The sequence below is a fragment of the Halomonas sp. BC04 genome (assembly GCF_000568385.1).
This window is the reverse complement of record NZ_AZQX01000378.1, coordinates 1-25388: the sequence shown is the minus strand read 5'-3', so window position 1 is coordinate 25388 and position 25388 is coordinate 1. Positions and strand designations below refer to the sequence as shown.

Sequence of the window (25388 nt, the reverse complement as noted above, 5' to 3'; positions counted from 1 at the left end):
GGGTCGGGGGTGAGTCCGAAAACCTCGGCGCCTGCCAGGCCACGGCCGTGCAGCAGGGCGGAGAAGGGGTGCAGGAAGACGGCGTAGGCCACGAGCGCCAGGCCGAGGGCGCGGGATGTCTGCCAGCGCGATGAGAGGGCCAGGCCTCCACGCCATCGGCTCAGGACGAGCAGCAGCAGTGCCTGGAGCACGAAGAGCGGCACCACGTAGCGGATGCCCCAGTTGATGGGGGCGTAGCGCTGCCACAGGAAGGCCCAGGCGACGAAGAGCCAGCTCGCCGCCAGCAGCGGCATGAACAGGCGTAGCCATCCGGCCCTTGATTGCCACAGAGCGAGGAGCAGGCCGGCACCGAGTGCCAGGGCAAGCCACTGGGCCGGCCATATCGCCTGGTTGTGCAGCACGAAGAGGCGCTCGTAGACGCGCAGCGAGAACATCAGGAGGTCTGCGGGCCGGTAGGTCCACCATTCGCTCATTGGTTCGCCTCGCTACAGGGCTTGAACATAGTCGGCCATGCGCTGGCGCAGTTCGGCATCGGGCAGCGGCTCGCGCGCCGTTGCCAGGTTCTCGCGCACGTGCTCGACCCGGGTGGTCGCGGGAATGGCGCAGCTCACGGCGGGATGGGAGATGATGAACTTGAGGATGAACTGAGCCCATGTCCCGGCGTCGATCTCGGCCGCCCACTCGGGCAGCGGCTTGCCTTCCAGACGCCGGATCAGGCGCTTCTGCTGGAAGGGCCGGTTGGCGATCACCCCGATGCCGCGTTCACGGGCCAGTGGTAGCAGGCGCTCTTCTGCCTCGCGGTCGACAATATTGTAGGTGAGCTGCAAGAAGTCGATCTCGGCCTCGCGCAGGATACGCTCGATGGCGTCATGGCGCCGGCCGTGGGAGGTGGTGATGCCGACGTGGCGGATTTCGCCTTCGGCCTTCATCGCTTGCAGGGTTTCCAGGTTCCTCTCCCAGGCGACTAGGTTGTGCACCTGCAGCAGGTCGAAGCGCGGCACGCCCCAGTCGTGCCGCGAGGCCTCGACCTGAGAAGGCCCTTCGGAGGGGCTAGAAGTCCAGATCTTGTCGGCGGCGTAGACCCGGTCGACGGCGTCGAGTTCGGCCAGTGCATGGCCGATGGTCGCCTGGGAGGAGCCGTACATCGGTGAGGAGTCGATCATCCGCCCGCCATCGGCAAAGAAGGCCGCCATCACGGCCGTGCACGCCTCGAGCAGTGCCGGGTCATTGCCGACGTTGAAGGTGATCCAACTGCCGAGCCCGACCAGCGGCAGCGACTCGCCGGTGACAGGTACCTCGCGGGTGAGTATCTCGCCGGACTCGGCGCGGGCGGTGAGTGGCGGCAGTGCCGAACCGGCGGCGAGGGCCAGCAGGCCGGCGAGCAGTCGCCGCCGCGACAGGGCCGGGGGGGCCGGAAACATAGGCACTCCTGGAGCCTGGGGTTCACATGATGGGCAGTGTAGGAAATACCCGGTGAGATATCAGCTTTGCTCGTGGTGAATCGCCCCGGATACGCCGGACCCTCGTTGTGACAGTGACGAGAGTGATTGTTATGTTATAACATATATGACATGGCAACATTTCCTCACCACCCATGCGACTCTCTGCCTATACGGAAGCGACCATGCCCTTGACCGCCAACCAGCAGCGCGTGCTTGAGGTACTGCGCAGTGCCGAGGCTCCCCTGGGTGCGTATGCCCTGCTGGAGCGGCTGCGTGAAGACGGCTTCTCGGCGCCGACGCAGATCTATCGCGCCCTGGATGCGCTCATCCGGCTTGGGCTGGCCCATCGCCTGGAGACGCTGAATGCCTACGTTCCCTGTCGGCTAAAGGGCTGCCGGCACGGGGTTACGGTGTTTGCCATCTGCGACGACTGCGGGAATATCGACGAGCTCATCGATAACGCCTTGAGCTCGAGCCTGGGGCACCTGGTCGAGCGCCGTGATTTTTCCCCCGGCAGTACGACCATCGAGATCCATGGCACCTGCTCACAGTGTGCAGGCCTGGTCCCCGAACCCACTTGCCAGACAACGGTGAAGTCATGAACGAAGGCGTATTCGGCCACGCTAGTAAGCGGCCCGTCACGGTGCTGACCGGCTTTCTCGGCAGCGGCAAGACCACGCTGCTCAATCGCCTGGTCCGCCAGTCCGCCATGAAGCGTGCACTGGTGGTGATCAACGAGTTCGGCGATATCGGGCTGGATCACCGGCTGCTCGCCAAGAGCGACGAGAACACCGTCGTGGAAATGAGCAGCGGCTGCCTGTGCTGCACCATCCGCGGCGACCTGAGCCGAACCGTGCAAGAGGCCAGCGAGGCGCTCGAGCGGGAGGGCAGCGAGCCCTTCTCCCGGGTGATCATCGAGACCACCGGGCTGGCCGACCCGGCGCCGATCCTGCACACCCTGATGACAGACCACTGGCTGGCGCATCGCTTCTTCCTGGACGGGGTGATCTGCCTGGTGGATGCCGCCAGCGGTATCTCGACCCTGAACGCCCACCGCGAGTCTCAGCGCCAGGCGGCCGTTGCCGACCGCTTGCTGATCACCAAGACGGACCTGGTGGACGAGGAGCGGCTGTCGCGGCTCGCCAGTCAGCTGGCTGTGATCAACCGGCCGCCGAGCAGCTGCAGGTACACCATGGCGATCTGCCGGCCGAGCATGTGACCGGAGCCGGCTTCTCCGCGTCGGGTTACTCGGCAGACCGCTGGCTGGGTGCCACCTCCTACGTGCAGGTCTCCTCCGCACCTGGGCTGGCGCCGTCGAGTCCTGGCTCCCTGGTATCGATGGTGATGCCTGCCAGCGCCCCGGCCCATGCCGAGCCGGGCCTCAGCCGTCATGGCGAGCGGATTCGCACGTTCTGCTTCACCGTGGAGGATCCCATCGCCCCCGAGATCCTGGAGGACTGGCTGGACCTGCTGATGTCGCTGCTGGGAGAGAAGATCCTGCGGGTGAAGGCCATCGTGAAGCTGGCTGGGCGGGAGCAGCCGCTGGCCCTGCACGGGGTGCAGCATATCTTTCATCCCCCGGAGCCGCTGCCGGTGGAGGCCTGCAGAGACGGGGTCTCGCGTTTCGTATTTATCACCAACGGAGTGGCCCCCGAGGCGGTGGCGCAACTCTTCGACTACTTCCAGCCCGCACCGGCACAGGCCACCTGAACTGGGCATACTCGCGGCGAGCTGGAGAGAGGCCGCTACGCGACAGCTACGACAGCAGCGGCAGACCGGTGGCGGGCAGCGTGGTGGCGTGCCAGGCCAGCGACAGGCCCAGCCACACTAGCGCCAGGCCGCCGGCCATGGCTAGCCAGCCGCTCAGGCGGCTCAGTCTGGCCAGCCGGCCGTCTCCGTAGCGAACAACATGGCGGGAGACCCAGTCTCGTGCCAGTACGCTGGCCAGGGCGAGGGCGGAGACGGTGATGGCCGTGCCCAGTGCCATGGTCATGACGGCGGCCGCCCCCAGTGCCGTATGGCCCAGCAGGCTCGCCGCACCCATGATCAGTACGGCGCCGCTGCAGGGGCGCATGCCGACGGCGACCACGGCRCCAAGGGCCGTGCGCCAGTCGCCGGTCTCTTCGGGGGCGACATGGTGACGGGCACCACAGCCGCAGCCATGGTCATGTGCCGCATGTGCCTGCAAAGGAGCGGGAGCATCCTGCGAAGCGTGAAAGTGAAAGGCGGCAGGCGCCATGGCGGCGTGGCCGTGAGCCATCCCCGACGGCGCGGCCTGAAAGCCTTGCATAACGGGCGTCGCCTGGGAGTGGGCGTGAGACGGAGAGCGGGCCGGAGCGCTATCGTCGTGGGTGTGCCTCAGCATTCGCCTGGCCCGCAGGCACAGCCAGCCGCCGAGTAGCGCCACCATCAGGAAGCTGGCCAGCTCCAGGCTGGTCACGCTGCCCATGGCCTGGCGGGTCAGCCAGCCCAGCCCTTTCACCAGCACCAGCACCAGGGCGATCGCCATCAACCCCTGGAGCAGGGCTGCACTGAACGAGAGCGTCAGGGCACGCTTGACGCCGCCGCCTTGTGAAACCAGATAGGTCGACAGCACGGCCTTGCCATGCCCGGGCCCGGCGGCATGGAAGATGCCGTAGCCGAAGCTGAGTGCCATCAGCCACCAGCCGCTCGACCAGGAGGGGGCCGCCGACCACTCGCTGAGCGCCAGGGTGAGGGTACGGTGAAGGTCGCGCTGCCAGGCCAGGATCTGCAGGCTGACGCTCTGCATCAGGCCCTGCTGAACCAGCAGCACGACGACGCCCACCGCCAGCAGGGCCACCAGCGCCCATCGGTGCCGGGGGAGAAGGTGGCGAAGTGTGGGTCGCCGCCGGGTATCATGGGTGTTGGTGTCGAGCGAAGGGCGTGTCGTGCTGAAGAGTCGTGGCATGTGGATTCCCGAGGGTCGAAATGCAAAGCTGTTATGTTATAACATACCTCTTTATGATCATGTAAAGAGTCATTCCCGATGAACAGGTTACCGCTAGAAGATATCGCCGCAGCGCCCGCCCAGCGCCTCGGCACCCTGAGTTGGGTCGGCATGGAGCAGATTGCCCTGCCGCTACGGGTGGCCGGGCAGGGCGTCACCGGCTACGCCTCGGCGGGCGTCAGCCTCGACGACCCGACGGCGCGCGGCATCCATATGTCGCGGCTCTATCTGGCGCTGGCCGAGCTGGAGGAGCGGGAGGTGTCGCTGGCGAGGGTGGCCGCGGTACTGGAGACCTTCCTGGGCAGCCATGAAGGGCTCTCCAGTACGGCCTTTCTCGACCTCAGCGGCGAGGCGATGCTCAAGCGCCCGGCGCTGATCAGCCCGCTGTCGGGCTGGAAGCGCTACCCCTTCACCCTGCGCTGTCGCCGCGACGGCGGGGGAATGCAGGCCACCCTGGACCTGACGGTGGGCTACTCCTCCACCTGCCCCTGTTCGGCCGCGCTGTCGCGCCAGCTGATCCAGCAGGCCTTCGACGAGGACTTCACCGACATGCCGGTCACCCGTGAGGCGGTGAGCGCCTGGCTGGGCAGCGAGCAGGGTATCCTGGCCACGCCCCACAGCCAGCGCAGCCAGGCCCACCTCTCGGTGCGCCTTGCCGACGAGCTGGACGCGCTGCCGCTGCTGCGCCTGGTGGATGCGACCGAGCAAGCACTGGGCACCGCGCTGCAAACGGCGGTGAAGCGGATCGACGAGCAGGCCTTCGCCCTGGCCAACGGCCAGAACCTGATGTTCTGCGAGGACGCCGCGCGCCGCCTGAACCACGCCCTGCGCGACCAGCCCGGCGTCAGCGGCTTTCGGCTGCGGGTGGTGCATGCCGAAAGCCTGCACGCCCACGACGCCGTGGCACGCAGCGAGTGGAACTGGGATGACGGGGTCGGCGACGAGGGGCGACCATGACGATCTGGAAGCAGTTGGAAGAGGCCGCACTGGATGAGCGGCGGCCACTGGCGACCGTACTCGATGCCATTCCCTGGAACGCCGACGGCCTGATCACCGCCATTGCCCAGCAGCACGACAGCGGCGAGGTGCTGATGCTGGCCTGGATGAATCGCGAGGCGCTTGGCGAGACCCTGGCGTCGGGGCAGGTCTGCTACTGGTCGCGCTCGCGCCAGACCCTGTGGCGCAAGGGGGAGAGCTCCGGCCACCGCCAGCGCCTGGTGGAGGCCCGGCTCGACTGCGATGGCGATGCCGTGCTGCTGCTGGTCGACCAGCAGGGGCCCGCCTGCCACACCGGGCGCCCCAACTGCTTCTACAACGCCGTGCGTGGCGATGGGGTCCAGGTCATCACGGTGCCAGGGCAATAGTCATATCGTCTCGACGCTACGACATGCAGGAGTCCAAGGAATGAGCCAACGGCAACAGGAAGTGCCCGACATCGACGTCGTCATCGTAGGGGCCGTGCCCGCGGGCATCGGCATGGCCCTGGCGCTGGATGCGCTCGACGGCCTCGACTGCCGGGTGTTCGACGCCGGCCGGGTCGGCGAATCGTTCCGGCGCTGGCCGAAAGAGACCCGCTTCATCACGCCCTCCTTCCACAGCAACCCCTTCGGGTTGGCGGACCTGAACGCGGTCAATGAGATCAGCTCGCCGGCCATCTTCGCGGGGGCCGAGCATCTCACCGGCGAGCAGTATGCGGACTACCTGACGTTCATCGCCGAAGCGCATGCATTGCCCATCGAGGAGGGTTGCAAGGTGGGGGATGTCGAACCCCTGGAGGAGGGCGGCTTCCTGTTGACCACGCCTCAAGGCAAGCTGCGCACGCGCTTTCTGATCTGGGCCACGGGCGAGTTCCTGTTCCCCGACCTGTCGCCTTTTCCCGGCGCCCAGTGGTGCACCCACTATGCCCGGGTGACGAGCTGGGCGCGTTTCGACTCACCGGCCCATACCGTCATCGGCGGTTACGAAAGCGGCGTGGATGCCGCCGTGAACCTGGTGCGGCTCGGGCACCGGGTGAGCCTGCTGGCGCGCAAGTCGACCTGGAGCCTGATGGCCCCTACGACCCCAGCCTGGCACTATCGCCCTACAGCCGCGAGCGCCTGACCGGGGCGCTCGAGAGCGGACGACTGGAGATCGAATTCGGTGTCGATGTGGTGAGCGTCTCGCGCAGCGAGCATGGCGGCTTTCGCATACGCGCGGCCGACGACCGCCGCTGGGACGTGGCCGAGCCGCCCATCCTGGGTACCGGTTTTCTCAAGGGGGGCGGCGCGAATCAGATCGCCCACCTCTGGGACTGGTCCGACGAAGGCCATGTCGAGCTGACGGAAAGCGACGAATCCACCCGCACGCCGGGGCTCTTCCTGGTGGGCCCCCAGGTGCGCCACGACCGTCGCATCTTCTGCTTCATCTACAAGTTTCGCCAACGCTTCGGCCTGGTCGCCGAAGAGGTCGCCTTTCGGCTGGGGCTGGACGCAGGCGCCCTGCAGAGCGCGGATGGCGCCTGGGGGCCATTCGGCAACCGTGACTGCTGCGAAGGCTGCGAATGTTGAAACGGCCAGGGTACCTCGGCGCCGGCACCACCTGCCTGTTGCTGGGCGGCATGGCGGCGGGGGCTGCCATCGGCCACGCCCTTCCGGCCGGCGGCCAATGGCTGGGTGAGCGCATGGATGCAACCCTGCTGCTGCTGGTCGTGCTGCTGCTGTTCGGTGTGCGCTTCGGGGCCATCGTGAAGGCGCTGGGGCATGTGCGCTTCATCGGCATTGTGCTGGCGGTCAACTTCGTGCTGATTCCCGCCGTGGGGTATGCCATCGCCGCGGCGTTCCTGAATGCGCATCCGCTTTTCATGGTCGGGCTGGCGATCTACTTCATGTCACCCTGCACCGACTGGGTCCTGGGCTTTACCCGGCTGGCCGACGGCAACGTGGCCCTGGGAGCGGCGCTGATTCCGATCAATATGCTGGTGCAGCTGCTGCTCTATCCGCTCTACCTGTCTCTCTTCACACGCCACCTGGTGCCGGTGGAAGGCACGCTCATCGCCGGCACCCTGCTGCAGTGGTTTCTGCTGCCGCTGGCGGTGGCGGTGATCGCACACTTCATGCTGCGGCTGTCACTGGGCGATGCTCGCTTCGGTCGCCTGCTGGCGTGGATCGATCGACTCACCCCCTGGGTGGTTGCGCTGCTGGTGGCGCAGATATTCGCTGACAATATTGCGGTCATCCTCGAGCACGGTGCCGTATTCGGCCGGGTTCTCGCGGCGGTGTTCGTGTTCTTCCTGGCGACCTTCCTGCTGGGGGAGTGGGTCAGCCGCGGGGCACGCCTGGCGTATCCGGAGCATGCGCTGCTGACCATGACCACGGCGGCGCGCAATGCGCCGCTGATGCTGGCGGTGACCATGACCGCACTGCCGGGCCAGCCCCTGATCCATGCCGCCATCGTGATCGGCATGCTGCTCGAATTTCCACACCTGACCCTGCTTCGGCACCTGCTGCTCCACTCGAAGCGAAGCCCGGCCCATGGCCGCCTCCACTCCTGATGAGCCTGACACATGACAGACACACCTCAGACCACTGACACCCCGGCCTCTGACACCATCGCCATCACCCTGCCGGATGGGGCGCAGCGCCGCTTTGCGTCCCCAACCAGCGTCGCGGAGATAGCGGCGGCCATTGGCCCGGGCCTGGCCCGCAGCACCCTGGCCGGCAAGGTGGATGGCCGCCTGGTCGACGCTTGCGACCCCATCGAGGGCGATGCCCAAGTGCAGATCATTACCCCCCGGGACCCCGAGGGGGTGGAGATCATCCGCCACTCCTGTGCCCACCTGATCGGGCATGCCGTCAAGCAGCTCTACCCGACGGCCAGGATGGTGATCGGCCCGGTGATCGAGGACGGGTTCTACTACGACATCGCCTATGAGCGCTCCTTTACCCCGGAAGACCTGGCGGCCATCGAGGCGCGCATGCAGGCGCTGATCGCCAGGGAGTACGACGTCGTCAAGCGCATGACGCCGCGGGATGAGGCCATGCGTCTGTTTCGCGAACGTGGCGAGGAGTACAAGCTGCGACTGATCGACGAGCTGCCCGATGAACCGGCGCTGGGGCTCTATTTCCACGAGGAGTACCTGGACATGTGCCGCGGCCCGCACGTGCCCAACACCCGCTTCCTCAAGCATTTCCGGTTGACCAAGCTGTCCGGCGCCTACTGGCGAGGGGATGCGAAAAACGAACAGCTGCAGCGCATCTACGGTACGGCCTGGGCCGACAGCAAGGACCTCAAGGCCTATCTCAAGCGCCTGGAGGAGGCGGAGAAGCGCGACCACCGCAGGCTCGGTCGTCAGCTGGACCTGTTTCACTTCCAGGAGGATGCCCCCGGCGCGGTGTTCTGGCATCCCCGCGGCTGGGCGGTATTCCAGGAGCTGATCGCCTACATGCGTCGCCGCCAGGAGGACGCCGGCTACGTGGAGGTGAACACTCCGGACGTCATGGACCGCAGTCTTTGGGAGCTCTCCGGCCACTGGCACAACTACCGTGAGCATATGTTCACCACCGAGACCGAAGACGGCCGTTCGCTGGCCCTCAAGCCGATGAACTGCCCGGGCAGCGTGCTGCTCTACCGCCACGGCCTGAAAAGCTACCGGGACCTGCCCATTCGCATGGGCGAGTTCGGCAAGGTGCACCGCTACGAGCCCTCCGGTGCGCTGCACGGTCTGTTGCGGGTGCGCCACTTCACCCAGGATGACGCCCACATCTACTGCACGCCGCAGCAGATGATCGGTGAATGCCGCGATGTGGTGGCGCAGGTGCTGGATATCTACCGTCAGTTCGACTTCGAGGACGTGCTGATCAAGCTCTCCACACGGCCGGAGAACCGCATGGGCGATGATGCCAGCTGGGACCTGCTGGAGAACGCGCTGACCCAGGCCTTGGACGAGATGGGCCTGGCCTACCGGCTCAATCCCGGTGAAGGCGCCTTCTACGGACCCAAGCTGGAGTTCGTGCTGCGCGATGCCATCGGCCGCGACTGGCAGTGCGGCACCCTGCAGGTGGACATGAATCTGCCCGAGCGCTTCGGCCTGGACTACGTGGACGAGGATGGCCAGCGCCAGCGCCCGGTGATGTTGCACCGTGCCCTGTTCGGCTCCCTGGAGCGCTTCACCGGCATATTGATCGAGCACCACGCGGGCAAGCTCCCTGCCTGGCTGGCGCCCGTTCAGGTCGTGGTGCTCTCCATCACCGAGCAGCATGCCGATTATGCCCTGGAGGTGGCCCAGGCACTGCGCGGTTCGGGCCTGCGCGTGGAGGCGGACATTCGCAACGAGAAGGTCGGCTACAAGATTCGCGAGCAGACGCTGCAGCGCGTTCCCTTCCAGCTGATTGTCGGTGCCAGGGAAGCCGCCTCCGGCAGCGTGGCGATTCGCACCCGGGAGGGCGACGACCTGGGCAGCCTGGATATTTGCGCCGCCATTGCCCTGCTGGGCGAACGCGCTGCCGCCCCCGACACCCAGCATCGGCGTGCCGCCCAGGCGGCCCTGCTCGAGCGGCTGCAGGCGAGCGGTCAGCGCGAGGTTGCCTTATGAGCTTTGCTGCCGGCATCGAATAGCGACAGGCCCCCCAGGCAAACCAGGGCGCATCGTCCCCGGTTGGTCTTCACTTGGGTCGTGATGCTGCTAGCCTGATGTGAAGCTCAAGTACGCGCGACTTGCACAGGGCTGTCGGAGGGATGTGGCAGCCGGTTCGCTTCAATCAGGAAGATTGATATGAAAGCAAACGGCACATGGCTCCTGTCACTGGTATTGGCGGTGGCTTTCCTCTTTGCCGGCCCGGCGTTGGCGCAAATGCCTCAGGGCGAGGGGGAGCGTGGAAATGGAGACGAGAGTGAGGAGAGGCTATGGTTCCCTGTCGATTCGCTCAACGCCGGTCTTGATGAGGTGCCCGAAGAGGTCAAGAGGCGCACGCCACGCGATGCGATCCGCAGCTTTCTGGCGCTTGTCGAGGAGGAGGCGTTCTCTGCCGCCGCGCATTTTCTCAACCTTTCAGACCTGGACGAGGCAGAGCAACGGGAGCAGGGGGCCTGGCTGGCCAGGCAACTGGCCGAAGTCCTCAAGCGTGGGGAGTGGCTGGACACCTCCAACCTTTCCGGGCGTCAGGATGCCGCCATCGAGGACCCATCCGGCCAGCATCCCCGGGCAGGAGAGCCGCGCCGGGATATCGAGCTGGCATCGCTCACGGTGGATGGCGAAGCCTATGACATTCGCCTGGCTCGCTATCGAGTCGATGACGAGGACCCCGCCTGGCTGGTTACGCCGGACAGCGTGTCGTCGATTCCCCTGCTCTATGAGGCGTACGGTCCCTCGCTGCTGGAAGAGTACATTCCGGAGCGCTTGAAGACCTCGCTCGGCAGGCTCGAGGCCTGGGAGTGGATTGCCATTCCCGTCTTCCTGCTCCTGACTGGCCTGGTGGGTTGGGGGGTCTACGCCCTGGTGGGCTTGCTGGCGCACTGGTTCCCCAACGGCGTGCCCAGCATCTTCGCCGGCAGGATCCAGATGCCCATGGCGCTTCTCATCATGGCGTTCGTCGCCCAGGCACTGCTCGACTATGTGGTCTCCTTCACGGCGGTGGCGACCACCTTCATTCGGGTGCTGCTGATCATTCTTATCGCCTGGGGCGTCGGTACCATTGCACTCCGCCTGGTGGACACCATCCTGCTCAAGGTGACGCGGCGTATGGTGGGGGAGATCGACGACACCAAGCCCCGGGACGAACGCAAGCTGCTCACCACACTCTATGCGCTGCGTCGGGTCATTATCCTGGTCACGGTGATCGCGGTCTCCGTTTATGTACTGAGCCAGATCCAGCTCTTCGAGACGCTGGGGCTGTCGCTGCTGGCATCGGCCAGTGTACTGGCGGTGCTGGTGGGTATTGCCGGCCAGGCGGTGCTCGGCAACATTCTCTCCTCGTTCCAGCTGTCGTTGGCGAAGCCCATTCGCATCGGCGACCTGGTGATGTTCGAAGGGCAGTGGTGCTACGTGGAGGGCATCTTCTACACCTTCATCCGCCTGAGGGCATGGGATGAACGGCGCCTGATCGTACCGGTGACTTACTTCGTCTCCAGGCCGTTCGAGAACCTCTCGGTCACGAGCGCCAAGATGTACCGCACCCTGGAAATGAAGCTCCACGTGAGTGCCGACATAGCGCTGATCAGAGAGAAGTTCCTGGCGTTTGCCAAGGAGGAGGACAACGTCGTGGAACACCACAAGCTGTGCTGCTATGTAACGTCGCAGACCGAGACGGCCCAGACGGTCTCCTGCTACCTGATGGCATCCGACCCCTTCGCCGGCTGGGTGGCGGAAATGAACATCCGCGAGCGGCTGATGGCCTTCATCCGTGATGAGCACCCGGAGTGGTGGCCACGAGACGTGGTGGTGCTCAGCCAGTACGATATCGCCAAGGGTGGACGGCAGGATGCCCGGCCGCCGGCATGGGCGGGCAGCGACGAGAAGCCGCCTTCTCCATGAACCAGTCCCTTGGGGTCACCCTCCATTCCGATAGCGCTTCCTGGCTTCGGCGATGGTGCGGTGGTGGGTGTCGGCCCAGCTCACCAGCGCCTGCATCGGTTTGAGAATGGAGTAGCCGAGTTCGGTAAGACGGTATTCCACCTGCGGCGGCACCTCCGGGTAGACCGTGAGTGTGATGAAGCCCTCCTGTTCCAGATGCTTGAGGGTGCGCGACAGCATCTGCTGGGTCCGTCTCGGCAAGGATACGTTGCTGAGCAATGAGAACGGCTCCAGCATCTCGTTCGAAGATTACGCCATTGCCATGGTCGATGAACTCGAACGCTCTGCCCACGTGAGCCAGCGCCTCACCGTGGGCTATTGAGGCCATTACAGGTTGCTCAGGCAGGAATTGGAAAATCAATTCCTGCCTGCCCGCTCTAGCATCTCTATTGCATCGGATCCTTCATGGGTCGTCGTTAGCCTATCCAAGCATGGACCGGGGCGACGTTCTGCTTTGCAGTCGCTGTATCAGCGGATTACGAAGCCGCGACCCACCGGGTCACGTGCATCGATCAGCCATTTGGCGTAGCCGATCAGCTCGGCTGTGCCCTGTACGCTGGGGCGGATGGCCCGGTAACCGCCAATTTCCGTCTTGCCGAGGATTTCACCGGTGAAGCGGCCACTGCCGAGCAGGCCCTCAGAGTAGATGGGGCTACCCACTTCCAGATCATTGCGGGCATGGAACATGGCCATCATCGCACTGGTGCCGGTGCCGCCGGGGGAGCGGTCTAGCTTTCCGCCGGAGAATACGTGTACGTTGCGGTAGAGCGAATCCGGCTGCGAGCCCTCGTGCCAGAAGGTGACGAAATTCAAGCCGTTGATATGCGGGTGGGTCGGGTGCCGAATCTCCATGCGGGCGTTGAGTTCGGCCTTCACCGCCTCACCGGCGTGGGCGAAATAGCTGCCATTGTCGGGGCAGATTGGCTGCTTGTCGGACGGCACCCGGATGATGGCGAAGAAGTTGCCGCCGAACACCAGGTCGGCCTTGAGCGTGCCGAGGCCAGGCACCTCGACCGGGATATCCTGTTCCATGACGAAGGCCGGCACGTTCTCGAAGCGAGTCCAGTGCACCTTATTGGCGTCGGATTTCACCTCCGAGACCACGGTGCCGGCGGTGGTTTCGAAGCGGATACGTGTGAGTCCATTATCTTGGGGAGGCGGAGCCAGGCGGTGGGCCACCATGGCCATGGAGAGCGCAATGGTGCCGTGGCCACACATGTCGACGAACTGCTCGCCATCGATCCACAGCATGCCGGCGTCATGGTCGGCGTCGGAGGGCGGGGTGAGGAACACACCGAACATGTGCTGATGACCTCGGGGCTCGCGCATGAGGCTGGTGCGAACATGGTCATGATGGTCTAGCAGGTAACGGCGCTTGGCGAGGATGTCACTACCGAATGGGTAGGGTATGCCGCCGTGGATGATACAGGTGGGTTCGCCTTCGGTGTGGGTATAGATCACATCGAGAAATTGCTGGTTGTTCATGATATTTCCTGTGGCTATAGCGTTGAGGTTGCAGGTCAGGGTGTGCGGCTAGAGTTAGAGGCCGAGCCAGCGGGGTACGCTCATGACGATGCCTTCCGGCCAGACGATGACGGCGAGCAGGACGAACAGCATCACGGCGATGAAGGGTAGGTTGGCGTAGGTGATACGAATGACGTCGACTTTGGCGATCACGCTGGTAATGAATAGTGCGGCGCCTACCGGTGGTGTCTGCTGCCCGATGCCCCAGCACAGGATCACCACCATGGCAAACTGCAGCGGATCGATGCCGAGCAACTGAACGCTGGGCAGGAACAGGGGCACGACGATGAACATCATGGCGATGCCGTCCAGGAAGGTTCCGGCGATGATCAGCACCAAGCTGAGGATCAGCAGGAATCCGATCGGACCCATGTCGAGCGCTGCGATGGGGCCCAGCACCAGCTGGCCGAGGCTTTGGTAGGTGAAGGTGTAGCCGAGGGTATGGGCGGCGGCGGTAACGAACATTACCGCACCGGTCAGCACGGCACTTTCCACCAGAGCGCGGTAGAACATGCGCAGCGAGAGCGAGCGGTACACCAGCATGCCGGCGAAGATGCCGTAGGCTACGGCCACGGCAGAGGCCTCTGTCGGCGTGAAGATACCGCCAAGAATGCCACCCAGGATGATCACCGGCATCATCAGGCGGGTAAGGCTTTGACTAAGGTCTTGCCAAGATATCCAAGTGAGAAGGCCGCCTCGATGGGGTACTGGCGCTTCACTGAGATCCACCAGGCCATAGCGATTAGACCCACCGCTGTAAGTGCGCCTGCGATGAGGCCGGCGGCGAACAGCGCCCCGGTGGACAGACCCATGTAGGCGCTCAGCAGCACCATGGGTACGCTGGGCGGAATGATGATGCCAATGGTGGACGATGAGGCCGTTACCGCAGCGGTGAAGGGAGCCGAATAACCCCGTTTGACCATCTGCGGGATCATTACCCCACCCACGGCAGCGGTATCGGACATCGAAGTGCCGCTCATGCCGGCGAAGAACATCGAGGTGAGAATGTTGACTGCCGCCAAGCCGCCCCGAATGGCGCCGACCAAGGCTCGTGCCAGGTCGATCAGGCGTCCCGAGATACCGCTATGGTTCATGATCTGGCCAGCCAGGATGAACAGCGGCACCGCCAATAGAGGAAAGGATTCGGTGCCGCGATATAAGCGCTGCACCAGCACCAGCATATCGACGCCGGAGTATGCCAACACGCAAATCGAGACCAGTGTGAGGGCGAAGGCGATCGGCATGGCCAGGCCGATCAGCGTCAGCAGCGCCAGCAGGATAACGAGCAGGATCATGACGAAGTCTCCTCAAGCGCGGCGTGCCGGGAGGCCTCATAGGGGGGCACCTTGGCTTTGACGGCGGCGACACATTGGCGTACGAGTTCCAGTAGCATGCCGACACCGGTGATTGGCACGGCGATGTAGAACATCCACTGGGGAGCGCCCAGCATCAGGGTGGTACGGTGTGAGAACTGCAGGGTTTGTTCGATGCCCCAGATCACCATGACCGCGCAGACCACGCCAATAAGCGTCTGGTTGATGAAGAACAACAACCACTGCCCACGGCTGGGAAGAAGCGCCGCGATTACGTCGATGCGCAGGTGCGCGCCCTGGCGCAGAGCGAGATAGCCGCAGAAAAAGGTGACGTAAACCAGCAGCCCGACCAAAACTTCGGCGCTCCAGGACAGCGAGGCATTGAACACATAGCGGGCGAGTACGGCTGCCATGGCCAGCAAGGTAATGGCAGACAACAGCAGTGCGGCGACCGCTTCGAAAAGACGATCAAGCATGGTGAAGCTCCCGGGGGCAGGGCAGGCCGGGAAAGGCCTGCCTGAGGTTGGAGGCGACTCAGGGGTGGCTGGCGATGCGCTCCACCATCACGCGGGCCTCTTCCGACAGAGTCTGTGTGAAGGACTCCCAGAGCGGTTGCGAAGCTTCGATGAAGGCTTCGGTGTCAACCTCGTTGACCTGCATGCCGTTCTGTTCGACCAGGTCGATGACGCTCTGGTCGGCGCCCTCGCCGAAGGCCACGGTGGCTTCGAAAGCCTTCTGGCCACCTTCGAGCAACGCCTGCTGTACCTCTCCAGGAAGATCCTGGTAGCGTGCTTCGTTCATCAGCAAGAAGCCCACGGTATAGACGTGGTTCGAAAGTGAGAGGTAGTTCTGCACTTCATAGAAACGACTGGCCTCGACCTCGACCAGCGGATTTTCCTGGCCGTCAAAGACACGAGTCTGGAGCGCGGAATAGAGCTCCGGGTAGGGCAGCGGTGAGGCGTTGGCACCATAGGCGTTGAACATTTCCACCCGTTGGCGGCTCTCTGGTGTGCGGATGCGCAAGCCGTTCAAGTCTTCAGGCTTTTCTATAGGGTGACGGTTGTTGGTGATGTGGCGAAAGCACCCTCGTAGAAACCGATGACCCGGTAGTCTTTCTCCTGTAGCTGTTCCTTTATGACTTCGCCTACCTCACCCAAGAGCACGTTTCTTACGTGTTCTCGATCACGAAACAGGTAGGGTAGCGAGAGGATACCCAGATCTTCGTCGATGGTCGTAATCGGTGTTTCGATGGTGGCGATGTCGAGCGTGCGAGTATCCAGTGACTCGATGTTGCTGACTTGATCGCCCAGGGAGCCGGAGTGGAATAGAGTGATCGTCACGCTGTCGTCGGTGGTGGAGGCCACGTGCTCCGCAAGGGCGGTCAAGCCTGCCATTTGGATACCCTGCTGGCTGCCGATGGTTACGGCGCGGAGCTCGAGGTCGGCGGCGGTAGCGGGGCCCGCTAGCCCAAGGGTAAGGGCAAGCGCGGTAAACAGGGGCATGGATGAGAGGGGCTTCATGGTGACGCTCCTTGGGTTGTTGTTGAGAGAGTCGTGTCACGGACCTGAAGGATCACGTACTCCTAGCCTAAGGTCTCACCATGCGAGGATATAGAAAATTCAAGACATATTTTTGAACATAAGGGACGTCTAGCTGTATGCCACTGTTGTGACTTCGGTTTGGCGCCCCTGCCGTCGTGATTGGCTCGGGCTGTGCCCGTAGTGAGTCGTGAAATCCCTGGAGAGATGAGCGGCATCGGCAAAGCCGCAGTCGGCGGCGATTTCGGCGATTGAACTGTCGGTATGCTGCAATAGCCACTCGGCATAGCGCAGTCGCATGGTTTTGAAATAGCGCATGGGCGTGGTGCCTATCTCTTGCCGGAAGAGACGATCCAACTGACGAGGGCTCAGGTTGATGCGCTCGGCTAGGCCTTGGGAATCCAGCCGGGCATTCAACGACTGCTCCATGATCAGTACGGCAACCCGAACCCGCTCGTCGCGAATTTCATGAATGGCTTCGAAGAAGTGGGTTTGCGGCGAGTTGGAGGTGCGCATGCCGTTGAGAATCATGTGTCGAATGGCCTGTTGAGCTTTTTCCGGGCCACACCTGCGCCGTATCAGGTGTAATGCCATATCGGTAGCTCCCGACGATCCGGCACAGGTGATTACCCGGGCAGATTCGAGAAATAGGCGATCGGGAGTCGCGTCGATCTGCGGGAACTGTTGGCGAAAGTCATTGATGACGTTCCAGTGCACGCAGACCCGCTGACCCTTGAGCAAACCAGCCCGCGCGATGGAGAAGGTGCCGGTACAGACTCCCACCAGCTTTACGCCCTGCTTGCAGGCTTCCTTCAGGTAGACGCTGAGAGCCTTGTCTTCGTGAGGGTCGAGATAGTTGTTACCGCCGCATACGGCGATATGGGTGAAGTGGCACGGGTCACGGTAAGAGGTTTGGGGGTGGACCTCCAGGCCGCAGCTCGAGGTAACCGGCCCTGGCCCCATGATTTGCCAGCTGCAATGGATCTGTCGGCTGCGCCCTCCCTTGTCGGCGGCCAGGCGTAGCGAGTCTATGAATCCGGCAAAGGCGTTCAGTGTGAACAGTGGCAGTAGAATGAAGCCGACACGCAGCGGCGGCTGTTGGGGCTGGGGCATCGAGGGCCTCATCACGGCGAGCGAAAACGACTGCGCTTCAGTATGCGCTGATGGATGGGGATCTTCGAGTCCAGTCGAATGCAGCGGAAAAGGCCCGCTCCACTCAAGGACGACGATACGCTATAACAGCGAAGCGACAAGAAGTCGCTTAACAGGACGACTCATTCGTATAAGGAAACCACATGGCCTCCATTCGCCGTGAGCTGGTGGCGTTGATCGAGCGCGGCGCAATCCCGCGGGAGCAGGTGCCACGGGCAGTGGCACTTTCCGGGCTGCATCCTTCCGGGCGGGCCTGGGGGCTGTTTCTCGACAGGTTGCTGCTGTGGCTGGGCACGCTGGCGCTGGCCTGCTCGGTGCTGTTCCTGGTCGCCTACAATTGGAGCGAGATGAGCCGCTGGCTACGCTTCGGGCTGGTGCAGGCCTCGCTGGTGGCGGCCATCGGCGTCTACTGGTGGGCCGAGGGGCGCGGCAGGGCGAATAAGAGAGCGGATCACACTATCGTGGCACGGGCGGCCCTGACGGCAGCTTCGCTGCTGCTAGGCGTCCTGCTGGCGTTGTTCGGCCAGGTGTACCAGACCGGCGCCGATCCCTGGCAGCTGTTCTTCTTCTGGGCGGTATTGATGCTGCCCTGGGCCGTGGTGGCCCGCTTCGATGCGCTCTGGATACTCTGGCTTGGGCTGCTCAACCTTTCCCTGGCGCTCTACCTCCACACCTGGGGCGGCGCGCTCGGCATGCTGTTCGCCAGCGATGCCGCGACGCTGTGGGGGCTGTTCGCGCTCAATACCCTGGCCCTTGCGCTGTGGGAACTGGGTGCGCGGCGCTGGCGTTGGCTGGCGCCCGGGTGGGCCACCAGCCTTCTGGCGCTGGGCAGCGGCATTCCCCTGACCCTGCTGATGCTCATGTTCATCCTGGATGAGTGGGCCGAAGTCTCGGCTGCCGTGCTGGTGTATCCGCTCTGGCTGGCGGCGCTCCATGTCGTCTATCGCCACTGGCGACCGGACCTGTTCATGCTGGCGGGCGGCTGTCTGTCGGTCATCGTGGTGGTCACCACTTTCTTCGGTCGGCATCTGCTGTGGCACGGTGGTCCGGGCGGCTTTCTGCTCCTCTCCATGGCGGTGCTGGGGCTGGGCGCCCTGGCGGTGTTCTGGCTCAAGCGGCTGCACCGGGAGATGTCGGCATGACCTTTTCGCTAAAGCACTCGTCCCTCAAGGAAAAGCTCAGCCAGGGCGGTATCGACATCGCAGAGAGTGAGGCAGTCCCGGCGCTGGAGACACCCTGGTTCGTGCGGGCGCTGCAGGCGTTCTCGGGCTGGCTGGCCGCCCTGTTCCTGCTCGGCTTCATCGGCATGGGCGCCGTGTTCATTCTCGACAGCAGCGTCGCTGCCGCGCTCCTGGGACTGGTAATGATCGCCGGTGCCTATGCGGCGCTAAGGGGGCGCTCGGGCGATTTCCTCGAGCACCTGGCCCTGGCGGGAAGCCTGGCGGGGCAGCTGCTGGTGGCCTGGGCCCTGGGCTCCGTCCTGGGGGACGTGAATGCCGGCTTCTGGTGGTCGCTGGTGGGGCTGCAGGGCGTGCTGGCGCTAGTGATGCCAAGCCTCACTCATCGCACCTTTTCTGCCTTCGCGGCGAGCCTGGCGTTCTACCTGGCCTTGATCGAAGGCACCGCGGCGCCTTCCCTGGCCGGCGGCCTGCTGCTGCTGGCGGCGACGCTGCTGTGGCTCAACGAGTTTCGCCGGCCAGCTTATATACGCCAGTGCCAGGCGCTGGGCTACGGCCTCCTGCTGGGGGTGCTGGCCATCCAGGCCATGGGGTATCACGGCGAGTCGCTGTTCCTGGGGCATTACCACCATGTCACTGGGCTGGCCTGGCTGGAGCCCTGGGCGGGCGATGCGCTGGCCACGCTGGCCTTCGTTCTATTGCTGCGCCACGTCTTCCGGCGCTACCAGCCCGCCATTGCGGCGAGGGCGTGGATGGCCGCCTATGCTGCCGCGGCGGGGCTGATGCTGTTATCGCTCCAGGCCCACGGCCTGAGCCACGGGGTGCTGGTGATCGCGCTGGGCTTCGCCATCGGTAACCGAGCGATCATGGCGCTTGGCGTGATACTGCTGCTGATGGCCGGCGCCAGCTACTACTACTGGCTCGACGTCACGCTGCTGGCCAAGTCTGCGACACTGTTCGTGCTGGGCTTGTTGCTGCTGGCGCTGCGCTGGGTGCTGCGCCGCAGGTGGCCGGGCGGTATGCCGGTCGTGGCCAGGGAGGGCGAGAGCCAATGACACTGACAGCCAAGTGGCGCCGGATCGTGGTGGTGGCCGCCACATTACTGGTCCTGGCGGCGGTCAACTGGAGCATCTGGGCCAAGGAGCGACACCTGGCCGAGGGCGAGGTGGTGTACCTGGAGCTGGCGCCGGTGGACCCCCGCTCATTGATGCAGGGTGACTACATGGCACTCAGCTTCGAGATCGCCAACCGCATCCGGGAGGCTCACCATGCGCAGCGCGAGGAGAGTGACGAATGGCAGGCCGCCGACGGTCATGCGGTGGTCCGCCTGGATGCGCAGCGTGTTGCGCAGTTCCAGCGCCTGGGCGCCGATGATGAAACGCTGGATACCGACGAGATGCACCTGCGTTACCGGCTGCGCAACGGCCGCATCCGGTTCGCCACCAACGCCTTCTTCTTTCAGGAGGGCCATGCCGAGCGCTATGAACCCGCCCGCTACGGCCAGTTCCGCGTCAACGCGCGCGGTGAGCCCCTGCTGGTATCCCTGCACGATGCTGAGCTGGAACTGCTTGGGGAGATGGCGCGGTGAAGGAAGGAGCCAAATGAACAAGGAAAGCGTTCACCGCATCCTGGTCGCGGTCGAGATGCTCTTGCTGGCACTGCCGGCGAGTGTGGTATGTCTGTTCTCCGGCCTGGCCCTGCTGCTGACGGTGGGGTTCCCCTGGGGCCTGGAAGGGACTGTTTTCCTGCTCTTCGTGTTCATCGGCGGGCTGAGCATCGTCGGGTTATGGCGCGTGGCGAGCGCCTATCTCTTGCGCCGACAGGAGAGGGGCCCGATAACCCCGGCATTGATCTGGTGGTGGCGGGCGGCCTGCATGGGGGCAGGGCTTGTGGCGGTGAGCGCGATGCTGTTCTGCCTGCTTGTCTGGGGCCTGGACCTGCCGGAGTGGGTGATCGTCGTCGCCTTCGGCATCGTCGCCAGCCCTATGCTGGTGCCTTTTCTGCATCTTGCCTATCTGCTGAGAGTGTCGAGACAGGAGGTGTCGTCGCATCATGGACCGTAACGGCATGCCGGACACAAACGCATCAGGCCCGCATAAGCGGGCCCTGAGATCGAACCGGGGAGGTTCGAGAACTCGTGTGATCGTTAGATCAGGCGAGTTGCTTGATGTTCGAAGCCTGGAGGCCTTTCTTCCCCTGGGTCACGTCATAAGTGACGCTTTGACCTTCCTGCAGAGACTTGAAGCCTTCTGCCTGAATTTCGGAGAAGTGGGCAAAGACGTCATCACTGCCGTCAGACGGAGCGATAAAACCAAAACCTTTTGAATCGTTGAACCACTTAACTGTGCCAGTAGACATAATAAATCCTTTCGCGCTTAGCGCTTTGCAATACAATCCTGGTGTTACCCAGACGATAAGTAGCGGGTAAAACAAGGAATACAATTACAGGCTGCCGAAAGAATTCGAATGCTTCTGAAACCATGCCGCTTGCTAACCAACTGAGCACTACGGTGTCACGCCTGACGTCGCGGGTCAAAGTATTTCGTAAATTATTCGCACGACGCCGCTTTCCATCCGGACGGGGCAGGCAGCGCCGGTCGAGGCGCCGGTCGAAGAAATTTGCTTAACAGGCTATCGTTGCGGGGTGTGAATCGCGCAAGTGCAGCGACGCTACGTATCCTGTCGGGAGATTTCATGAGCCAAGACAACGAGTACGTGCCGCCGAAGGTGTGGAAATGGGAGAAGGCGAGCGGGGGGCAGTTTGCCAATATCAACCGACCCATCGCCGGCCCCACCCACGACAAGGCGCTACCCGTCGGCAAGCACCCATTCCAGCTGTATTCACTGGCCACGCCAAACGGCGTCAAGGTCACGGTGATGTTCGAGGAGTTGCTGGCGCTGGGGCATACGGGAGCCGAATACGATGCCTGGCTGATTCGCATCGGCGATGGGGATCAGTTCGGCAGCGGTTTTGTCGGAGTGAACCCGAATTCCAAGATCCCGGCGATGATGGACCACAGTGTCTCGCCGCCTATCCGGGTGTTCGAGTCGGGTTCAATCCTGCTTTATCTGGCGGAGACGTTCGGCGAATTCTTGCCGCGTGACCCGGCGAGGAGAACGGAAACACTGAACTGGCTGTTCTGGCAGATGGGCAGTGCGCCCTACCTGGGGGGTGGCTTCGGTCACTTCTATGCCTACGCGCCGACCAGGATCGAATACGCCATCGACCGCTTCACCATGGAGGTCAAGCGTCAGCTCGACGTGCTCGATCGGCGCCTGGCCGAGACGCGCTACCTGGGCGGGGACGAATACACCATTGCCGATATTGCCAACTGGCCGTGGTATGGGCAGTTGGCGCTGAACCGCGTTTACGATGCCGGCGAATTCCTTCAGGTGCAGGAGTACGAGAACGTGCAGCGCTGGGCCAGGGAAATCGCCGCACGACCGGCGGTAAGGCGCGGGCGCATGGTCAACCGCACCTTCGGTTCGTCTGAGGAGCAGCTACATGAGCGCCATGATGCCAGCGACTTTGAGATGAAAACCCAGGAGGAAGCTAAGTAACCTGCGAGTCATGATACGGGCCGGATGTGTATCCGGCTTATTGCGCTGTCGCCGCGGCTGGTGTCAATCGCCGCGTTCCCTGCCTTGCTGCCCCTGGGCGATCAGTTCATCGGCCAACGCGCGTGCGGCCAGGGCGAATTCCACCCGTGCGGCCGACAGCGCGCCCATATCCTTGGAGCTGGAGTTTCGCTCCAGGTCATCAAGCAGAAGCTTTGCCTGTACCAGTCGTTGCTCCAGGCTCTCGCTCAGCAAAGGGTCATGGGACGACATCTCACCAGCCATGTTCAGGTTGTTCATTTCACCTTTCTCCAACGCCACTGCCTGCCTGGGGGGCATCCGAGGCTGTAGCGATCCATCGCCTGCCATATTCGACACTTGCTAATCTGGATATCGGACTCCAGGGCGAAAACTTGAGCCCTGCTCACGCCGCGAAGTGATCGGTGGCGATCAGTGGCGGCATCGCGAGTGTTGATGTGGCGAAGAGGAGACAATGGGGAGGAGAGGTGGGGTGACACGCGCTGGCCAGGGGCTCAGCCGATTGCCTCCCTTGCCGTAAGCAAGCGTACTTGAGGAACGGTGCAGGTTCTGCTGCGTCCCTCAGCTTTAGCGGCATAAAGCCCTTCATCGGCCTGCTGTATCAACGCCTGGGGGCTATGGTGACGAACGGGTAGCAGTGAGGCTGCGCCGATGCTGACAGTGACTCGATCCGCCACCGGTGAGGCATCAAAGTCGATGTGGCGCTCGCTCAGCAGGGCATGAATGCGCTGAGCCAGAATCGTTGCACCCTCCAGGTCGGTGCGAGGAGCGAGGATGACCATTTCTTCGCCGCCATATCGCGCCAGCAGGTCGCCGGGGCGGTTGATTGCCTGGCTCAGTACGGCGGTCACTTCCTTCAGGCAACGGTCGCCCTCCAGGTGACCGTGGGTGTCGTTGAAGATCTTGAAGTAGTCGACATCGATCATCAGCAGGCCGAGAGGCTGGCGTTCGCGAGCGGCCCTACGCCACTCCCGTTTCAGTACCCGCCCGAACTCGCGGCGGTTGGCAATCTCCAGCAAGCCGTCTCGGGTAGCCTGCTGATGGAGGTCATTATTCAGGGCTCCCAGCGCCGCTTGTGCTTGCACGAGCCGGGTTTCGCGAGCCTGGGCGTCGCGCAGTAGGGGCAGGAAAATAATCGATGTCAGAGCAACCCCACCAAGGAAAGAGGCCAGTATCAGGCCGGTGTGCAGTGCTCCGGGTGCCAGGCCCGTCGGGAAGGTGGCGCGAACGACGGTCTGTTCCGGTATCAGGCTGTTGATGGCAAGCACGGCCGCGACGAAGATCGCTGCAGCAAGAAGTCGGGGTAACAGGTTGGGGCTAATGTACAGTGAGTGCTTGGGCTTGATATGCATACGTGGCGTCTCGTTCCAAAGTCTGGTCTCGCAATGCTGAGTAGAGATTTCGGTGATGCGCCGTGCCTGATGCAAATTGCTGCTGTGAGCAAAAAAAAAGGCCGCAGAGCGGCCCAAGTACGCAGGGAACTAAAGGATCTAGCTTACCGTCAGCGAGCCGATATGACGGACAGCTGAGAATAGGGGGGAGGCCTCCTTGCCGGGATCCATCCCGTATTCACCATCCCTTGGCGACATTTCCTTGGCAGCATCCTTCCTTGCCTGAGCAAGGGCCTCCTTGAGAGCGGGGGTGGTCACGGTGCGATTGCCGGCTTCCCCGATCGTCTTGCTACTGGCCAGGATAATGCGATAAAGGTGCCAGAAAAATTAATTTCTATATAAAACAAATAGATATTATGAAGATTAATTGAGATATGCTTGAGGTCGGCTGATATGGGCTTCCATAAGACCGAGATCTGTTGCGGATCGCAGACGGTTATTGTGGTCTGTCGGAAAAAATTTTTAAAAACAGATGCTTGTGGTGTCGCTATGCGGCGACATCTGGCGGGCTGGAATGGCATCTGGCGGGCTGGAATGGCATCTGGCGGGCTGGATAGAGCATCAGATGACAACTGTTTGGTCGGTACCCTTGCTGTTCAATAACAGGCGCGTGTCGGCGCCAGGCACCAACGGCCCGGCCGGGGTGGGCAAGTCTTGGGCTATCGGTTTGAGGAAAAGCGCAGCCGGGCGATGCGGCTGCGTGGTGATGACGGCGAGAAAATGCCATCACTGGACGGAGGTAATGAGTACTGGAGCGACCCCTCGGTTGATCATGCCCAGCTCCCTGGCGGCGCGCTTGGAGAGGTCGATGACGCGTCCCTGGACGAAAGGACCGCGGTCGTTGATCAGGACTGTGACCTCGCGGCCGTTGTCCGGACGGGTCACCACCACCTCGGTGCCGAACGGCAGGCTCGGGTGGGCTGCGGTCAGGGCCTGCTGGTCGAAGGGCTCGCCGCTGGCGGTCGTTAGACCCTGGAAGCGGTCGCTGTAGAAGGATGCGATGCCCTCATCGATCAGCTCAGGCGCTTCATGGGCCGCTGCCTTGCCAATCAGCAACAGGCCTATCAGGCCGCCGGTCAGGATCAGGCGAGTTCGTGTCGCCATGTTTCACCTCGTGACTACTGCATCGCGCCGCTAATCGTATCCCACGATCAGGCGCCATGATCGTGATTGAGGACGCGTGGCTCATGCTGCACCAGCCTCGCACTCGTCTCAAGCCAGCCCCAAGGCATGTACTGCCAGCCGGAAATCGGTATCCATATGTCACTCAAAGTATCCATATGTCACAAGATCGCCGACGTTAACAGGGGTTGCCGGCAAGATAGTAGTCGTATTGCCGAGTCAGGGCAACCCAATACGAAAACACCCTATTGGGCCAGGGGCTCAATAGGGTGTGGTAGCTACCGAAAACGTCAACCATCAGGAAGAGTAATCTTCCTTGTACAGTTCGGCCTTGGCGTCACGCATGACGTCTTCACAGGCCGCTTGCTGGGCGAGCTGGGTCAGTAGGCCCTGGGTGACTTCGAAGCCTTTTCCCAGGCAGGTGTCGATATCCTGGCGACTCACATGGGGGGTAACGCTGCAGTCGATCTTGATCGTCCTTCCGCTGCCATCCAGCTTATCGGCGAGCTGTCGCAGTCGCCAAGCGATGCGCTCTTTCCAGCTTGATGCTTCTTCCACGCCTTCATATACGCTAAACGTGCATTGCCACTCAGGTTTATAGATTTTCATATGAAACC

Annotated in this window: 28 protein-coding genes and 2 pseudogenes; 16 read left to right on the top strand and 14 right to left on the bottom strand. The window is 63.1% G+C overall.

Annotation, left to right across the window (positions count from 1 at the left end):
- Together Q427_RS25450 and Q427_RS25445 are read right to left on the bottom strand one after the other, a co-directional pair.
- On the bottom strand, positions 1–473 hold a 473-nt coding region (locus tag Q427_RS25450; RefSeq protein ID WP_043518174.1), incomplete at its 3' end, for a DUF6064 family protein.
- Between the two features lie 12 nt (positions 474–485).
- A complete protein-coding gene (locus tag Q427_RS25445; RefSeq protein ID WP_051496709.1) occupies positions 486–1421 on the bottom strand; it encodes an aldo/keto reductase in 936 nt (311 codons plus the stop codon).
- 203 nt (positions 1422–1624) lie between these two features.
- Here Q427_RS25445 and Q427_RS25440 point away from each other — a divergent pair, with 203 nt between their 5' ends.
- Genes Q427_RS25440 through Q427_RS34870 form a run of 3 tightly spaced genes read left to right on the top strand, consistent with a single transcriptional unit; the run spans position 1625 to position 3152 of the window.
- Positions 1625–2044: a Fur family transcriptional regulator gene (locus Q427_RS25440; RefSeq protein WP_051496708.1), complete on the top strand. Its 420-nt coding sequence runs from the start codon at positions 1625–1627 to the stop codon at positions 2042–2044.
- Positions 2041–2661 (top strand): CobW family GTP-binding protein, encoded by a 621-nt coding sequence (locus Q427_RS34875; RefSeq protein ID WP_231613922.1) that lies wholly within the window; start codon positions 2041–2043, stop codon positions 2659–2661. The genes Q427_RS25440 and Q427_RS34875 overlap by 4 nt, the downstream gene beginning before the upstream one ends.
- On the top strand, positions 2658–3152 hold the full coding sequence (locus Q427_RS34870) for a GTP-binding protein (RefSeq protein WP_231613921.1): 495 nt from the start codon (positions 2658–2660) through the stop codon (positions 3150–3152). The genes Q427_RS34875 and Q427_RS34870 overlap by 4 nt, the downstream gene beginning before the upstream one ends.
- 46 nt (positions 3153–3198) lie before the next feature.
- Here the strand turns inward: Q427_RS34870 and Q427_RS25430 are convergent, their stop codons facing one another.
- Complete coding sequence (locus tag Q427_RS25430) at positions 3199–4371, bottom strand: nickel/cobalt transporter (RefSeq protein ID WP_043518173.1); 1173 nt, start codon at positions 4369–4371, stop codon at positions 3199–3201.
- A 78-nt stretch (positions 4372–4449) separates the two neighbouring features.
- Between Q427_RS25430 and folE2 the strand changes: the two genes are divergently transcribed.
- The 7 genes from folE2 to Q427_RS25400 all read left to right on the top strand — a co-directional run bounded on the left by folE2 (position 4450) and on the right by Q427_RS25400 (position 11917).
- A complete protein-coding gene (gene folE2, locus Q427_RS25425) occupies positions 4450–5367 on the top strand; it encodes a GTP cyclohydrolase FolE2 (protein WP_043518172.1) in 918 nt (305 codons plus the stop codon).
- The gene (gene hisI, locus Q427_RS25420) at positions 5364–5774 is read left to right on the top strand and encodes a phosphoribosyl-AMP cyclohydrolase (RefSeq protein WP_043518171.1); all 411 of its coding nucleotides are present in this window, start codon (positions 5364–5366) and stop codon (positions 5772–5774) included. The genes folE2 and hisI overlap by 4 nt, the downstream gene beginning before the upstream one ends.
- A 40-nt stretch (positions 5775–5814) precedes the next feature.
- Positions 5815–6510: an NAD(P)-binding domain-containing protein gene (locus Q427_RS35735; protein ID WP_269321317.1), complete on the top strand. Its 696-nt coding sequence runs from the start codon at positions 5815–5817 to the stop codon at positions 6508–6510.
- A complete protein-coding gene (locus Q427_RS35730) occupies positions 6447–6956 on the top strand; it encodes an NAD(P)-binding domain-containing protein (protein ID WP_269321318.1) in 510 nt (169 codons plus the stop codon). The genes Q427_RS35735 and Q427_RS35730 overlap by 64 nt, the downstream gene beginning before the upstream one ends.
- Entirely contained in the window at positions 6950–7939 is a 990-nt protein-coding gene (locus tag Q427_RS25410; RefSeq protein ID WP_043518170.1) for an arsenic resistance protein, read from the top strand. The genes Q427_RS35730 and Q427_RS25410 overlap by 7 nt, the downstream gene beginning before the upstream one ends.
- 12 nt (positions 7940–7951) lie before the next feature.
- On the top strand, positions 7952–9979 hold the full coding sequence (gene thrS / locus Q427_RS25405; protein ID WP_043518169.1) for a threonine--tRNA ligase: 2028 nt from the start codon (positions 7952–7954) through the stop codon (positions 9977–9979).
- Positions 9980–10159: 180 nt separating this feature from the next.
- Positions 10160–11917 (top strand): mechanosensitive ion channel family protein, encoded by a 1758-nt coding sequence (locus Q427_RS25400; RefSeq protein ID WP_043518168.1) that lies wholly within the window; start codon positions 10160–10162, stop codon positions 11915–11917.
- A gap of 15 nt (positions 11918–11932) precedes the next feature.
- Here Q427_RS25400 and Q427_RS25395 read toward each other — a convergent pair whose 3' ends face one another.
- Positions 11933–12136: a winged helix-turn-helix transcriptional regulator gene (locus tag Q427_RS25395; protein WP_231613920.1), complete on the bottom strand. Its 204-nt coding sequence runs from the start codon at positions 12134–12136 to the stop codon at positions 11933–11935.
- Between Q427_RS25395 and Q427_RS30710 the strand changes: the two genes are divergently transcribed.
- On the top strand, positions 12123–12278 hold the full coding sequence (locus tag Q427_RS30710) for a hypothetical protein (protein WP_231613919.1): 156 nt from the start codon (positions 12123–12125) through the stop codon (positions 12276–12278). The two genes, Q427_RS25395 and Q427_RS30710, sit on opposite strands and share 14 nt — an antisense overlap.
- 146 nt (positions 12279–12424) lie before the next feature.
- Here Q427_RS30710 and Q427_RS25390 read toward each other — a convergent pair whose 3' ends face one another.
- From Q427_RS25390 to Q427_RS25370, 5 genes and pseudogenes are all read right to left on the bottom strand, one after another.
- Positions 12425–13441: a proline racemase family protein gene (locus Q427_RS25390; protein WP_043518167.1), complete on the bottom strand. Its 1017-nt coding sequence runs from the start codon at positions 13439–13441 to the stop codon at positions 12425–12427.
- 54 nt (positions 13442–13495) lie between these two features.
- Positions 13496–14724, bottom strand: a pseudogene (locus Q427_RS25385) (TRAP transporter large permease).
- Between the two features lie 47 nt (positions 14725–14771).
- Positions 14772–15269 carry a TRAP transporter small permease gene (locus tag Q427_RS25380; protein ID WP_043518166.1) on the bottom strand — a complete coding sequence of 166 codons (498 nt, stop codon included), beginning with the start codon at positions 15267–15269 and terminating at the stop codon, positions 14772–14774.
- A 58-nt stretch (positions 15270–15327) separates the two neighbouring features.
- A pseudogene (locus tag Q427_RS25375) lies at positions 15328–16187 on the bottom strand (TRAP transporter substrate-binding protein).
- Between the two features lie 255 nt (positions 16188–16442).
- Entirely contained in the window at positions 16443–17444 is a 1002-nt protein-coding gene (locus tag Q427_RS25370; RefSeq protein ID WP_043518165.1) for a GlxA family transcriptional regulator, read from the bottom strand.
- Positions 17445–17626: 182 nt separating this feature from the next.
- Between Q427_RS25370 and Q427_RS25365 the strand changes: the two genes are divergently transcribed.
- From Q427_RS25365 to Q427_RS25350, 4 genes are read left to right on the top strand one after another with little or no spacing between them, the layout of a single operon-like run.
- Complete coding sequence (locus Q427_RS25365) at positions 17627–18625, top strand: DUF2157 domain-containing protein (protein ID WP_051496707.1); 999 nt, start codon at positions 17627–17629, stop codon at positions 18623–18625.
- The gene (locus tag Q427_RS25360) at positions 18622–19716 is read left to right on the top strand and encodes a DUF4401 domain-containing protein (RefSeq protein WP_051496706.1); all 1095 of its coding nucleotides are present in this window, start codon (positions 18622–18624) and stop codon (positions 19714–19716) included. The genes Q427_RS25365 and Q427_RS25360 overlap by 4 nt, the downstream gene beginning before the upstream one ends.
- Positions 19713–20249: a GDYXXLXY domain-containing protein gene (locus Q427_RS25355; RefSeq protein ID WP_043518162.1), complete on the top strand. Its 537-nt coding sequence runs from the start codon at positions 19713–19715 to the stop codon at positions 20247–20249. The genes Q427_RS25360 and Q427_RS25355 overlap by 4 nt, the downstream gene beginning before the upstream one ends.
- A 13-nt stretch (positions 20250–20262) precedes the next feature.
- A complete protein-coding gene (locus Q427_RS25350; protein WP_043518160.1) occupies positions 20263–20724 on the top strand; it encodes a hypothetical protein in 462 nt (153 codons plus the stop codon).
- A gap of 88 nt (positions 20725–20812) precedes the next feature.
- On the opposite strand, the gene Q427_RS25345 is transcribed toward Q427_RS25350, so the two are convergent.
- Positions 20813–21019, bottom strand: coding sequence for a cold-shock protein (locus Q427_RS25345; RefSeq protein WP_043518157.1), 207 nt, complete (start codon positions 21017–21019; stop codon positions 20813–20815).
- Between the two features lie 336 nt (positions 21020–21355).
- Between Q427_RS25345 and yghU the strand changes: the two genes are divergently transcribed.
- On the top strand, positions 21356–22222 hold the full coding sequence (yghU, locus tag Q427_RS25340; protein ID WP_043518156.1) for a glutathione-dependent disulfide-bond oxidoreductase: 867 nt from the start codon (positions 21356–21358) through the stop codon (positions 22220–22222).
- Positions 22223–22285: 63 nt separating this feature from the next.
- On the opposite strand, the gene Q427_RS25335 is transcribed toward yghU, so the two are convergent.
- From Q427_RS25335 to Q427_RS25320, 4 genes are all read right to left on the bottom strand, one after another.
- Positions 22286–22519, bottom strand: coding sequence for a hypothetical protein (locus Q427_RS25335; RefSeq protein WP_043518154.1), 234 nt, complete (start codon positions 22517–22519; stop codon positions 22286–22288).
- A 233-nt stretch (positions 22520–22752) separates the two neighbouring features.
- Entirely contained in the window at positions 22753–23610 is an 858-nt protein-coding gene (locus Q427_RS25330) for a diguanylate cyclase (RefSeq protein ID WP_051496705.1), read from the bottom strand.
- 765 nt (positions 23611–24375) lie between these two features.
- On the bottom strand, positions 24376–24753 hold the full coding sequence (locus tag Q427_RS25325; RefSeq protein ID WP_043518152.1) for a septal ring lytic transglycosylase RlpA family protein: 378 nt from the start codon (positions 24751–24753) through the stop codon (positions 24376–24378).
- Between the two features lie 315 nt (positions 24754–25068).
- A complete protein-coding gene (locus Q427_RS25320) occupies positions 25069–25380 on the bottom strand; it encodes a hypothetical protein (protein ID WP_043518175.1) in 312 nt (103 codons plus the stop codon).
- Between the last annotated feature and the right edge of the window lie 8 nt (positions 25381–25388).